The sequence below is a fragment of the Streptomyces klenkii genome, from assembly GCF_003626645.1.
Classification (GTDB): domain Bacteria; phylum Actinomycetota; class Actinomycetes; order Streptomycetales; family Streptomycetaceae; genus Streptomyces; species Streptomyces klenkii.
This window is the reverse complement of the sequence record NZ_RBAM01000021.1, coordinates 1-12872: the sequence shown is the minus strand read 5'-3', so window position 1 is coordinate 12872 and position 12872 is coordinate 1. Positions and strand designations below refer to the sequence as shown.

11 protein-coding genes and 1 other RNA gene are annotated in these 12872 nt (G+C 73.6%); 11 read left to right on the top strand and 1 reads right to left on the bottom strand.

Features of this window, described 5'->3' with window-relative positions:
* The first annotated feature begins 56 nt into the window (after positions 1 to 56).
* The 6 genes from ftsE to D7231_RS31010 all read left to right on the top strand — a co-directional run bounded on the left by ftsE (position 57) and on the right by D7231_RS31010 (position 5439).
* Positions 57 to 746 carry a cell division ATP-binding protein FtsE gene (gene ftsE, locus D7231_RS31035; RefSeq protein ID WP_030369273.1) on the top strand — a complete coding sequence of 230 codons (690 nt, stop codon included), beginning with the start codon at positions 57 to 59 and terminating at the stop codon, positions 744 to 746.
* Positions 747 to 762: 16 nt separating this feature from the next.
* Positions 763 to 1677 (top strand): permease-like cell division protein FtsX, encoded by a 915-nt coding sequence (gene ftsX, locus D7231_RS31030; RefSeq protein ID WP_106682122.1) that lies wholly within the window; start codon positions 763 to 765, stop codon positions 1675 to 1677.
* Between the two features lie 67 nt (positions 1678 to 1744).
* Positions 1745 to 3013, top strand: a complete 1269-nt coding sequence (locus D7231_RS31025; RefSeq protein WP_194961313.1) for a S41 family peptidase — start codon at positions 1745 to 1747, stop codon at positions 3011 to 3013.
* An 18-nt stretch (positions 3014 to 3031) separates the two neighbouring features.
* The gene (smpB, locus tag D7231_RS31020; RefSeq protein WP_120759000.1) at positions 3032 to 3547 is read left to right on the top strand and encodes an SsrA-binding protein SmpB; all 516 of its coding nucleotides are present in this window, start codon (positions 3032 to 3034) and stop codon (positions 3545 to 3547) included.
* 100 nt (positions 3548 to 3647) lie between these two features.
* Positions 3648 to 4017, top strand: a transfer-messenger RNA (tmRNA) gene (ssrA, locus tag D7231_RS31015).
* 216 nt (positions 4018 to 4233) lie between these two features.
* On the top strand, positions 4234 to 5439 hold the full coding sequence (locus D7231_RS31010; protein ID WP_147449822.1) for a hypothetical protein: 1206 nt from the start codon (positions 4234 to 4236) through the stop codon (positions 5437 to 5439).
* On the opposite strand, the gene D7231_RS31005 is transcribed toward D7231_RS31010, so the two are convergent.
* Entirely contained in the window at positions 5378 to 6604 is a 1227-nt protein-coding gene (locus D7231_RS31005) for an MFS transporter (RefSeq protein WP_120758996.1), read from the bottom strand. The two genes, D7231_RS31010 and D7231_RS31005, sit on opposite strands and share 62 nt — an antisense overlap.
* 85 nt (positions 6605 to 6689) lie before the next feature.
* Between D7231_RS31005 and D7231_RS31000 the strand changes: the two genes are divergently transcribed.
* From D7231_RS31000 to D7231_RS30980, 5 genes are all read left to right on the top strand, one after another.
* Positions 6690 to 7649: a LysR family transcriptional regulator gene (locus D7231_RS31000; protein WP_120758994.1), complete on the top strand. Its 960-nt coding sequence runs from the start codon at positions 6690 to 6692 to the stop codon at positions 7647 to 7649.
* 86 nt (positions 7650 to 7735) lie between these two features.
* Complete coding sequence (locus D7231_RS30995; protein ID WP_391476021.1) at positions 7736 to 8317, top strand: CGNR zinc finger domain-containing protein; 582 nt, start codon at positions 7736 to 7738, stop codon at positions 8315 to 8317.
* A 187-nt stretch (positions 8318 to 8504) separates the two neighbouring features.
* The gene (locus tag D7231_RS30990; RefSeq protein ID WP_120758989.1) at positions 8505 to 9044 is read left to right on the top strand and encodes a sigma-70 family RNA polymerase sigma factor; all 540 of its coding nucleotides are present in this window, start codon (positions 8505 to 8507) and stop codon (positions 9042 to 9044) included.
* Positions 9041 to 9847 carry an anti-sigma factor family protein gene (locus tag D7231_RS30985; RefSeq protein ID WP_120758987.1) on the top strand — a complete coding sequence of 269 codons (807 nt, stop codon included), beginning with the start codon at positions 9041 to 9043 and terminating at the stop codon, positions 9845 to 9847. Before D7231_RS30990 ends, D7231_RS30985 begins: the two co-directional genes overlap by 4 nt.
* Positions 9848 to 9957: 110 nt before the next feature.
* Positions 9958 to 12282 (top strand): HelD family protein, encoded by a 2325-nt coding sequence (locus D7231_RS30980; RefSeq protein ID WP_120758985.1) that lies wholly within the window; start codon positions 9958 to 9960, stop codon positions 12280 to 12282.
* Positions 12283 to 12872 lie beyond the last annotated feature (590 nt).

Below are 12872 nucleotides of genomic sequence, written 5' to 3'. Positions count from 1 at the left end.
GGGAGCCGCCTGCGCGGCGGTCCGTCCCCCTATCCAGGTCGACGCGTGGTGCACTCGTGATCCGATTCGACAACGTCTCCAAGTCCTACCCGAAGCAGAACCGTCCGGCGCTCCGCGACGTCTCGCTGGAGATCGAGAAAGGCGAGTTCGTCTTCCTCGTCGGTTCCTCGGGCTCGGGCAAGTCCACCTTCCTGAGGCTGCTGCTCCGCGAGGAGCGCGCGAGCACCGGCCAGGTGCACGTCCTGGGCAAGGACCTGGCCCGGCTGTCCAACTGGAAGGTGCCCCACATGCGCCGCCAGCTGGGCACGGTCTTCCAGGACTTCCGGCTGCTGCCCAACAAGAGCGTCAGCGAGAACGTCGCCTTCGCGCTGGAGGTGATCGGCAAGCCGCGCGGGGAGATCAGGAAGGCCGTCCCGCAGGTGCTGGAGCTGGTGGGCCTGGGCGGCAAGGAGGACCGCCGGCCGGGCGAGCTCTCGGGCGGTGAGCAGCAGCGCGTGGCGATCGCCCGGGCGTTCGTCAACCGCCCGATGCTGCTGATCGCGGACGAGCCGACGGGCAACCTCGACCCGCAGACCTCGGTGGGCATCATGAAGCTCCTCGACCGGATCAACCGGACCGGGACCACGGTCATCATGGCCACCCACGACCAGCAGATCGTGGACCAGATGCGCAAGCGCGTCATCGAATTGGAAAAGGGACGCCTCGTACGCGACCAGTCGCGCGGCGTGTACGGCTACCAGCACTGAAGCCTGAAAGGACGCCATGCGCGCCCAGTTCGTCCTCTCGGAGATCGGCGTCGGTCTCCGCCGCAATCTCACGATGACTTTCGCGGTGATCGTCTCCGTGGCGCTCTCGCTCGCCCTCTTCGGCGGCTCCCTGCTCATGCGCGAGCAGGCCAGCACGATGAAGGGGTACTGGTACGACAAGGTCAACGTCTCGATCTACCTCTGCAACAAGACCGACGCGGAGTCCTTCCCCTCCTGTGCCAAGGGAGCGGCGACGGAGGACCAGAAGAAGGAGATCCGCGCCGATCTGGAGAAGATGAGCGTCGTCCAGAAGGTCCAGTTCGAGACGGCCGACGAGGCGTACAAGCACTACAAGGAGCAGTTCGACAAGAAGTCGCCGATCGCGGGCTTCGTCACCCCGGACCAGATGCAGGAGTCCTTCCGCGTCAAGCTCAAGGACCCCACCAAGTTCGAGGTCATCTCGACCGCGTTCTCGCAGCGCCCCGGCGTGCAGATGGTGCAGGACCAGAAGGACGTCCTGTCCAACCTCTTCAACCTGGTCAACGGCATGAACTACGCGGCGCTCGGCGTGATGGCGCTGATGCTCGTCGTCGCGCTGATGCTGATCGTCAACACCGTCCGCGTCTCCGCGTTCAGCCGCCGCCGGGAGACCGGGATCATGCGGCTGGTCGGTGCGTCCAGCTTCTACATCCAGATCCCGTTCATCATGGAGGCCGCCTTCGCGGGCCTGCTCGGCGCGGGCTTGGCGTGCGTGCTGCTCGTCGCCGGCCACTACTTCCTCGTGAACAACTGGCTGGTCGACCAGATCGACCTCATCCAGTTCATCGGCTGGGACGCGGTCCTGGCCAAGCTGCCGCTGGTGCTCGCCATCGGGCTGCTGATGCCCGCGCTCGCGGCGTTCGCGGCGCTCCGCAAGTACCTCAAGGTGTGACATGAGCCAAGGGCGCCGTACGGTCAACTCCCCGTACGGCGCGCCTTGGTGTCCTAGACTCACGCGCATGCCCGGCCCGTCGATGTTCCACCCGCAGCGCCGCGCCCGCCGCGGCGCCGCGCTGACACTGGTCTTCGCGGGCGTGCTGGCCACCGGCGCCGCGGCCGGCTCCTGGAGCCCGGACGGCAGGGGCGGCCAGGACGGCCGGAAAGCGCCGGAGGCCCGCGCCGCGTCGCGCACGGCGGCGAGACCCGCGGACCGCGCCGTCGCGGGCGACGAGCGCCCCGGCGACGGCGCCGGCACCCCCGTCGACCGCGGCGAGGTCGAGGCCGCCGCGGCGCGGGCCGTCGAGGACGGCAAGTCCGGCTCGGAGGCCGCCGCCGAGGTCGTCGGCCGCAGCGGCGACCGCTGGAGCGCCGTCTACAGCGCCCGCGAGTACGAGGGCCTGGAGCGCGCCCTGAACGGCACGTACATCGGCGTCGGCCTCTCCGCGCGCCGCGCCGCCGGCGGCCGCACCGAGGTCGACAGCGTCCGCCCCGGCAGCCCCGCCGGCCGGGCCGGCCTCCGCCCCGGGGACCGGCTGCGCAGCGTCGACGGCACGCCCGTCGACGGCCGGCCCGTCACCGAGGTCGTCGCCCGCCTCCGCGGCGACACCGCTGCCCGGCCGGGCGCGGGCACGCCCGTGCGGATCGGGGTCGAGCGCGCCGGCCGCAGCTGGGAGCGCACGCTGTACCGGGCGCGGCTGGCCACCGAGAGCGTCACGGTCGAGCGGCTCGCCGGGGACGGCGGCGCGGGAGCCGCGGCCGTACGGATCAAGGTCGGCTCGTTCACGCGCGGCACCGGCGAGCAGGTGCGCGCGGCCGCCGCGCAGGCCCTGCCCGGCGAGGGCATCCTCCTCGACCTGCGGGGAAACTCGGGCGGCCTCGTCGACGAGGCGGTCACGGCCGCCTCCGCCTTCCTCGACGGCGGGCTCGTCGCCACCTACGACGTGCACGGCAGGCAGCGCGCCCTGGAGGCCCGCACCGGCGGGGCCACCGCCCTGCCGCTCGTCGTCCTGGTCGACGGCGGCACGATGAGCGCGGCCGAGCTGCTGGCGGGGGCCCTCCAGGACCGCGGCCGGGCGGTCGTGGCCGGCTCGCGGACCTTCGGCAAGGGCTCGGTGCAGATGCCGAGCCGTCTCGCGGACGGCTCCGTCGCCGAGCTCACCGTCGGCCACTACCGCACTCCGGCGGGCCGCGTCGTCGACGGCCGCGGCATCGCCCCCGACCTGGTGGTCCGCGGCGACGCGGAGGAGCGGGCCCGCACAGTATTGAGTGGCCTCGGGGGTGGGTCCTAGTGCGAGAATGGCGGCGCTATGGCTAAGACAGAGAAGAAAGAGACGGGGCGCAAGCTCGTCGCGCAGAACAAGAAGGCGCGGCACGACTACCACATCCTGACCACGTACGAGTGCGGCATGGTCCTCACGGGTACGGAGGTCAAGTCGCTGCGCCAGGGTCGCTCCTCGCTGGTGGACGGCTTCGTGCAGATCGACGGCGGCGAGGCGTGGCTGCACAACGCCCACATCCCCGAGTACACCCAGGGCACGTGGACGAACCACAGCGCGCGGCGCAAGCGGAAGCTGCTGCTGCACCGGGTCGAGATCGACAAGCTCGACTCCAAGTCGCAGGAGACGGGGCACACCATCGTGCCCCTCGCCATCTACTTCAAGGACGGCCGGGCCAAGGTCGAGATCGCTCTCGCCAAGGGCAAGAAGGAGTACGACAAGCGGCAGACCCTGCGCGAGAAGCAGGACACGCGCGAGTCGAACCGTGCGATCGCCGCGGCGCGCCGCCGGCAGCGGGCGTCCGCTGCGCGGGGCCAGCAGCGGTAGGCAGCGGTAATACGCTGGCACGGGCGCCCGTCGGTCACGTACGATGGGCGTAGCGGCACACGGGGTGGTACCCGGTGCGCGCACATTGAAAAATCAACATGGGGATGATCGGTTTCGACAGCGGATGTCGAAGCAGGGGAAGCGTGTCGAGGAAGCGGCAATGATCTCGTAAACCATATGTCGCAACCAATAATCGCCAACACCAAGCGCGATTCCTTCGCCCTCGCTGCCTAAGTAGCGACTTGCGAAGTGTCAGCCCGGGGCTGTTCCCGACCCGGATCCTGGCATCAGCTAGGGAACTAAACCACTGACCCCGGTCACGGGGGTGGGTGGGAAATCAAACAGTGACTGAGCCCGTCGGAGACTTGTCCGCGTGATCTCCGGGGCCGAGAAAATCGCAGCGGACTGCACACGGAGAAGCCCTGATTCTGCACCGTTGGACGCGGGTTCGATTCCCGCCATCTCCACGGACGAACGGGCGGGCCCTGCTCGCGAAGTGCGCGAGCCGGGTTCGTCCGCCGTATTTCTGGGGGCATGACCCCCAGACCCCTTCATCCCATGTGAACAAAAGCCCCTGATCTGCGGAAACGCAGATCAGGGGCTTTTGTTATGTGCGCTGCGGCAACCTACCGGCGGCCCCGGCCCTCTTTCCTGGTGACGCTCCACGACGAGGGGGTGGTGGCCCGGTGAACCGGACGCGTACGGCGGTGGCCGCAGTGCTGGCCACGGGAGCCCTGTGGTGCGCCGGAGGCGCCGCCGCCCCGGCGTTCGCCGGCGACGGCAGCCCCGTGCACGTGCTGCTCAACAGCGCCTTCGACAACCGCCCCGGCGAGCTCGTCGACATAGAGGTGCAGGGCGTCCGCGGGGGCGGCGACGTCACCGTTTCTTCGCCCGTCTTCCCGCGCCCCGTCCGGCTCGCGCCGCGCGAGCACGCCCACCACGCCCGCCCGGCTATCGCGATGACCACCGGGCCCGGCACGTACCCGCTCACCGTCCGGGCCGGCGGCCGGGTCGTCGCCGAGGACCGGGTCGAGGTGAAGCCGTCGCAGCGGCCGAGCTTCTCGGCGGCCTCGCCCGGCGAGGTGCTGCGGCCGGGGGAGCGGCTGTGGATGGCGTACGACGACCTGTACCCCGGCGAGAGCGGCAAGGCCTTCACCGTGCGCTCGCCCGCCTTCCGCAAGGAGGTGCGACTGGCGCACGACCCGTCGAGCGCGGACTGGAACAATCCGCGGCTGTTCTCCGGGGCGGCCGAGCTGCCGCAGGGCGTCCGCGACGGCACGTACAAGGTCACGCTGTACGGGCCGGGCGGGCGCGTCGTCGACGAGAAGCCGCTGACGGTGCGGGCGGCGCGGCCCGGTGACCGCGACTACGTCGGCCGGGCGCGCGGGCCCGCCTTCTTCGGCACCTCCCCGGCGTCCGGCCCGGAGGACGCCCGGGGCCGCGGGCACCGGGTGCCGCCCGGCGGCACCGTCAACGTCCTGTGGCGCGACCGGTCGCCGGACCCGGGCGAGGAGGAGCGGCTGACGGCCACGTCGCCGGCGTTCGAGAAGCCGGTGCGGCTGCGGCGCGACGACAGCAAGGCGGGCGACGGGGACGATCCGCGGTACTTCGCGCCCGCGCGGATCCGGCGGGGGCTCGCGCCCGGCACGTACGCGGTGACGGTGGCCAGCCACCACGGGCGGGTCACGAAGGTGGCGCACCTGGAGGTCACGTCCGCCGGCGCGACGGGCGGGGCCTCCGGAGCCGGTGGGGGCTCGGGGATGACCGTGGCCTATGTGGCGGGCGGGACGACCGGTGGAATCCTGGTGGCCGCGGGGCTGGGGACGCTCCTCAGGCGGCGGGCCGCGCGGGCTGCCGCAGGGCGAGGGCCCGGCGGCCGGCCGTCGCCGTGAGCAGTGCGGCCGCCGCGGCGGCGGCCGGTACGGCGTAGCCCGCCGCTCCCGCGTGCTCCACGGCGTAGCCGCCGGCCGCCGAGCCCGCCGCGATGCCGGCGAGGAGGCCGGTCACGGCCAGGGTCATGCCCTCGTTGAGGCTGCCGGGCGGGGTCAGGCCCTGGACGAGGTTCATGCCCGTGACCATGGTGGGCGCCGTGGCCATGCCGGCCAGGAGCAGCGCGGCGGCGAGGGCGGGGAGGCCGCCGCCCGCGGCCGTCGCCGCGAGCGGCAGCAGCGCGAGGGCGGCCATGGCCGCCAGGCAGCGGGGGAAGCGGGCGGACGCGGGGGCGGCCGGGCGCGCCAGCCCGTAGAGCAGGCCCGCCGCGCAGGAGCCGGCGGCTTGCAGGGCGAGGACGGCTCCCGCGGCGGGGCGGTGGCCCTCGGCGTCGGCGAAGCCGATCGTCACGACCTCCAGCGAGCCGAACAGCGCGCCCGTGCAGAGGAAGACGGCCAGGACCGAGGCGAGGCCGGGGTTGCCGCGGAGCGGCGAGCGCGGGCGCACGGGCCGGGCGGATATGGGGGGTTCGGTGCGTTTCTGGGCCGCGAAGAGCACGGCGCCGGTGAGGAACATCAGCGCGGCGGCGAGCGTGCCCGCCTCGGGGAAGAGGGACGTGCACAGGAACGTCGCGAGGACCGGCCCGCACATGAAGCACGCCTCGTCCGCCGCCTGCTCGAAGGCGTTGGCGGTGTGCAGGGCGGCCGGGTCGGCGCGCAGGAGGTGCGACCAGCGGGCGCGGGACATGCCACCGGTGTTGGGGGTGGTGGCGGTCGCCGCGTAGCAGACGAACAGGGTCCAGGCGGGGGCGCCGGCGTGCACGCACACGACCAGGGCCAGGGAGCCCAGCGCGGCCAGTGCGGCGGCGGGGACGGTGACGCGGGCCTGCCCGTGGCGGTCCACGAGCCGGGCCGTCAGCGGGCCGACGACCGCCGTCGCGGCGAGGCCGGTCGCGGTGACGGCGCCGGCGAGCGCGTACGAGCCGCGGGCGGCGGAGATCATCAGGACGGCGCTGACGCCGAACATGCCCATGGGGAGGCGGGCGAGGAGGTTCCAGGCGGTGAAGGCGCGGGCGCCGGGGACGGCGAAGAGACGGGCGTACGGGGCGAGGGGTTCGAGCGGGGGCATGGGCTTCAGCTTTGTTGCGGCGCCCGCGCGCGGTCCAACACCTCATCGGTCGCCGTTCACGCGGATCTGTTGTTAACTGCGGCTCGTGCCGTACGACATAGAGCCGCGGCTGCTGCGGGCGTTCGCTGTGGTCGCCGAGGAATTGCACTTCACCCGGGCCGCGGCCCGGCTGTTCACCGCCCAGCAGGCGCTGAGCCGGGATGTCCGGCGGCTCGAACAGCGGCTGGGGAGCGAGCTGTTCGCCCGGACGACGCGTCAGGTCACGCTCACCGCGGAAGGGGAACGGCTCCTGCCGTACGCGCGGCGGGTGCTCGCCGCGCACGAGGAGCTCGACGCGGCCTGGGCGCGGGAGGAGCGGCCGCTGATCGTGGACTGCGCGGCCACGGTCGGCACGGGGTGGCGGGTGCTGACCGCCGCGCGCGGCGCGGCGCCGGAGCACGAGCTGGTGGCGCGCTTCCACAGCGGGCTCACGGGCGCGGCCGGAGAGATCCTCGCGGGGCGGCTGGACGTCTCCTTCGGACGCGTGGCCGGGCTCGGCCCGGCGGTGCGGGGGCAGCTGGAGCACTGCCCCGTACGGTACGAGCGGATGGCGGTTCTCCTGCCCGAGGAGCACCGGCTGGCGGCCCTGCCGGAGGTGCCGCTGGACTCCCTCGCGGGGGAGACGCTGTACGCCGCCGCGGGCAATCCGGCCACGGCCGAGTGGACGGACCTGGCCGAGCGGCTCTTCGAGGGGCGGGGCATCGGGATCGCCGCGCCGTTCCCGGAGATCGAGGGGAAGGGCGAGTTCGTGCGGGTGGTGCGGCGGCGGGGGTGGTCGGTCCTGGCGAGCGAGGAGTTCATCGACGTCCCGGGCATGGTCCTGCGCCCCCTGGCCGACCCGGTCCCGCTCTCCCCGGTCTCCCTGGTCTGGCGCCGCGGCCTGCGCCACCCGGCGCTGACGTCCTTGCGCACGGCGGCGGCGACTCTCGCGGCGCGAGAGTCCTGGCTGACTCGGCCCGCCGACTCGTGGCTCCCGCCAGGGGATGCGGCCGCGATGGGGGCGTAGCCGTCGGACACTGCCGTCCCGCCGGGGACAGGGGGTTCGCGGGGTTAACACCCGCGGCTCTCGCGGGGCACTCTGGTGGGGTGTTGGTGGAGGGCGGACTCAGGTTTGACGGCGGGCGGCTCTGCCTGGATCTGGTGGGCACGGTCGGCGGGCGGCTCGGCGGGGAGCCCGTAGAGCGGCTCGACAGCCCCGAGCGGCTGCGGGACTGGCTGCTCGGCTCCGGAGCCGTCCCGCCCGGCACGCCCCTGGCCGCCGTCGACGCCACCTGGCTCGCCCGTTTCCGCGCCGTCCGTGACCTGCTGCACCGGGTCGTGCACGCCGAAGTCGACGGCCGCGCCGCCGACCCCGACCTGGAGCGGGTGAACGCCCTCGCCGTCACCGCCCCGCCCGCCCTGAAGGCGGACCGCGGCGCCGACGGGACCCTGCTGCGCAGCCTCGCCGGCGCGCCCGACTGCGGGGCCCTGCTCGGGCAGGTCGCCCGCGACGCGGTGGAGTTGCTCACCGACCCCGCCGCGCGCGGGCAGCTGCGCCGCTGCGAGGGCGAGACGTGTTCCCTGGTCTACCTGGACACCTCCCGCGGCCGCAGACGCCGCTGGTGCTCCAGCGAGGTCTGCGGGAACCGCGAGCGCGTGGCCCGGCACCGCCGCCGCACGGTCGGCACCCGCTGAGGCGGCCGGTCCGTAGGGCCGAAATTCTCCGCCGCGCGCTGAACAGGCCGCCCGTCCGCCCCGTACTCCTGGCCGACGGGGCCCACCGGGCCCCGGCACCGGCGGCGGGACGGGCGGAACCGGCGGCTACGGCTACTGACGGGTACCGGCAGGATCACCGACGCGCGCTATCGACCAGGGAGAAGGCTTGCGCAAGGATGCCGCCGTGGCTGACAGGACGAGCCCCGACGAGGACCTGATGCGGGCGCTCTACGAAGAGCACGCGGGCCCGCTCCTCGCCTTCGTGCTGCGCCTGGTGGACGGCGACCGCCAGCGGGCGGAGGACGTGGTCCAGGAGACGCTGCTGCGCGCCTGGCGCAACGCCGACCGGCTGCGCGGAGCCCCCGGCTCCGTACGGCCCTGGCTGGTGACCGTCGCCCGGCGCATCGTCATAGACAACCACCGCAGCCGGCAGGCGCGCCCGCGCGAGGTCGACCCCGGCCCGCTGGAGCTGATGCCCGCGGCGGACGAGATCGACCGGGCGCTGCGCCTGATGACGATCTCCGACGCGCTGGGCGACCTGACGGAGGCGCACCGGGAGGCGCTGATCGAGACCTATTTCAGGGGACGTACCGTGAGCGAGGCGGCCGAGGCGCTGGGCGTGCCGGCGGGGACCGTGCGGTCCCGCGTCTTCTACGCACTGCGCTCGATGAAGCTCTCGCTCGAAGAACGAGGAGTGACGGCATGAACCGGCCGGCACCGGACCGCGGCCAGCACGAGCGGGACGAGCAGCACACCGCCGTGGGCGCCTACGCGCTGGGCGTCCTGGACGAGGCGGACGCGGCCCGGTTCGAGGAGCACCTCGCCGACTGCCCGGAGTGCGCCGCCGAGCTCGACGGCCTGATGGACCTGACGCCGCTCCTCGCCGAGCTGAAGGAGTCCACGCCGGGCCTGGACTCCCCCCGTCCCGAGGAGGCGCTTGTGCCGCGCCCGGACCCGGCGCTGCTCGGCCGGCTGCTGGGCCGGGTCGCGGCAGGCCGCCGCGCGCGGCGCACCCGCCGCCTGTGCCTGGTCGCGGCTGCCGCCGCACTGATCGTCGCGGGCCCGCTGGTGGGCGCGGCGGTCTTCCCGGAGGAGGCGCCGGATCACAGCACCGCGAGCGCGGCCCAGCAGATGTACGAGGACGGCGAGAAGATCGGCGCGGTGGATCCGGCGACGAAGGTCGACGCGACGGTCTCGCTCCAGGAGAAGCCCTGGGGCACCCACGTGGCCCTCCGGCTCGCCCACGTCAGAGGCCCGCTGACCTGCGATCTCGTGGCCGTGGGCAAGAACGGGGAGCGGCAGACGGTGACGACGTGGGCGGTCCCGCCGGGCGGCTACGGCCTGGACGCGACGGACGCGACCGGCGCTGCCGGCAAAGCCGATACGGGCAGTAAATGGGGCAAAGAGCCGCTCTACACCCACGGCGGCGCCGCACTGAACCGGAATGACATATCCCGGTTCGAGGTCCGGACCCTCGACGGCAAACTCCTCGCCACCGTCAAGGTGTGACCAAAACCCATTCAGCCCGAATAAAAACAACCATGTCCTGACAGGTGCGCTCAGCACCTGTGTTCGCGTACGGTTGACGGCTGCCCTAGGCACAGCAGAAGGGGGCTTGGGTGGCCGCGCAGAACGCCACGCACGCGCAGGTGGCGACCGGACCGCAGAGCGAGCCCGACGGGGTCCGCGACCGCGAGATCGGTACGGAACAACAGCATCTGGACCGGGTCTACCGGCGTCTGGAGGAGAAGATCCACGAGGCCGAGTTCCTCATGGACGACGCCGCCAAGCGCGGGCAGGTCGGCACGCCCGGCGCGCTCGCCGAGCGGGACGCCCAGGTCTTCCGGGCCGGGGTGCACCTCAACCGGCTCAACAGCGAATTCGAGGACTTCCTCTTCGGCCGCATCGACCTGCTGCTCGGCAAGGACGGCAAGAAGGGCCCCGACGGCGCGTACACCTCCGTCGAGCCCGCCGACGACGCCGTCCTCGGCGACCGCGCCGACATCGCCGAGACCCTGCACATCGGCCGCATCGGCGTCCTCGACGCCGACTACTCGCCGCTCGTCATCGACTGGCGGGCGCCCGCCGCCGCGCCCTTCTACCGCGCCACGCCCGTGGCGCCCGGCCGCGTCGTGCGCCGCCGCGTCATCCGCTCCAAGGGCCGCCGCGTCCTCGGCGTCGAGGACGACCTGCTGCGCCCGGAGCTGACGGCCACGCTCGGCGGGAGCACCCTGCCGGTCGTCGGCGACGGCGCGCTGATGGCCGCGCTCGGCCAGGCCCGCAGCCACACGATGCGCGACATCGTCTCCTCCATCCAGGCCGAGCAGGACATGGTCATCCGCGCGCCCGCCGCGTCGGTGACCGAGGTCGAGGGCGGCCCCGGCACCGGCAAGACCGCCGTGGCCCTGCACCGCGCCGCCTACCTCCTCTACCAGGACCGCCGCCGGTACGCGGGCGGCATCCTCGTCGTCTCCCCGACCCCGCTCCTCGTCGCCTACACCGAGGGCGTGCTGCCCTCCCTCGGCGAGGAGGGGCAGGTCGCCATCCGCGCCGTCGGCTCGCTGGTCGACGGCGCCGAGGCCGACACGTACGACGAGCCGGCCGTGGCCCGCGTCAAGGGCTCCTCGCGCATGCTCAAGGTGCTCCGCAAGGCGGTCCGCGGCGTGCTGGAGGGCCCGGGCGGGCCCGAGCGGCTGCGCGTCGTCGCCTTCGGCGCCCGCATCGAGCTCGGCGCCGAGGACCTCAAGCGGATCCGCAACACCGCCCTCGGCGGCACCGCGCCGGTCAACCTGCTGCGCCCGCGCGCCCGCCGGCTGATCCTCGACGCCCTGTGGTCCCGGGCCGGCGGCCCCAAGCGCTACACCGACCCGGAGCTCGCCGCCGAGGCCCGCTCCGCCTTCGACGAGGACATCACCACCGAGGACGACTTCCTCGCCTTCCTCGACGCCTGGTGGCCGGAATTGACGCCGCGTCAGGTGTTGGCGGGCATGGCCGACGAGAAGCGCCTCGCCCGCGCCTCGCGCCGGGTGCTCAACCCGCGCGAGACCCGCCTGCTGGCCCGCTCGCTGCGCCGCCTGGACGCCGCCGGCCGCGGCCCGCTGTCCGTGCACGACGTGGCGCTGCTGGACGAGCTGGAGACGCTGCTGGGCGCCCCGGCCCGCCCGAAGAAGCCGCGCGAGTACGACCCGCTCGACCACCTCACCGGGCTGGAGGAGCTGATGCCCCAGCGCTCGGAGTCGCGCCGCGAGCGCGCCGAGCGCCTGGCGCAGGAGCGCCGCGACTACGCCCACGTCATCGTGGACGAGGCCCAGGACCTCACGCCCATGCAGTGGCGGATGGTCGGTCGCCGCGGCCGCACGGCCACCTGGACGATCGTCGGCGACCCGGCGCAGTCCTCCTGGTCCGACCCGGACGAGGCCGCCGCCGCCCGCGACGAGGCCCTCGGCGCCCGCCGCCGCACCCGCTTCCGGCTCACCGTGAACTACCGCAACCCCGCGGAGATCGCCGACCTCGCGGCCAAGGTGCTCGCGCTGGCGATGCCGGGCATGGAGTCGCCCGCGGCCGTCCGCTCCACGGGCGTCGTGCCGCGCTTCGCCGTCGCGGGCGCCGCGCTCGGCCCGGCCGTGCGGGCCGAGGCGGAGCACCTGCTGGCGGACGTCGAGGGCACGGTCGGCGTGGTCGTGCCCATGGGGCGGCGCGCCGAGGCCCGCGGCTGGGTGGCCGGGCTCGGCGACCGGGTCGTGGTGCTGGGCAGCCTGGAGGCGAAGGGCCTGGAGTACGACGCGACGATCGTGGTCTCGCCGGCCGAGATCGCCGACGAGTCCCCGGCGGGCCTGCGGGTGCTGTACGTGGCGCTGACCCGCGCCACGCAGCGCCTGACGGTGCTCTCCGGCGAGCGCGACGACCCGGACGCCGACGGCGTGCCGGACCTGCTGCGGGACTGAGCGCCGCGGGGCCGAGTGCTGCGGGGCCGAGTGCTGCGGGATCGGGCGCCGCGGGATCGGGTGCTGTGGAGCCGAGTGCTCCGGTACTGGCCGCGCCCGTCCCGGAAGTGACCCTCCCCCAGCTCCGGCCGGGGCTCCCGGGCTCCGGCCGGGGGAGCCCCGACGGGTGAATTCGCCGGGGCGGAATGACTTCCGGGGACGGTTTGTTAGCCTGGGTGTGGCACCGGCTCGATCCAAGCCCCCGGGCCCAACCTTCGTCGCTACGAGCGACCACTTGCCGCGAGGCGAGCATGGCGGGTCGGTGTCATCAGCGTTCTGACGGGCGCCCTTCCTCCGGGAAGGGCGCCCGTCGGGCTTTTGCGGAACTTTATTTCCGCAACCCGGACCTGGTTACCCCCTACCGGTGGGTAGGTGGGACGATCGAGCCGCGCATCAGCGAAACCTGGAAAGCAGAGGAAGTCGGCCATGGCAACGGCGCCAAGCGTCTCGTACTCGATGACGGTCCGGCTGGAGGTCCCCGCGAGCGGGACCTCGGTCAGCCAGCTCACCACGGCCGTGGAGTCCTCCGGCGGATCCGTGACCGGCCTCGA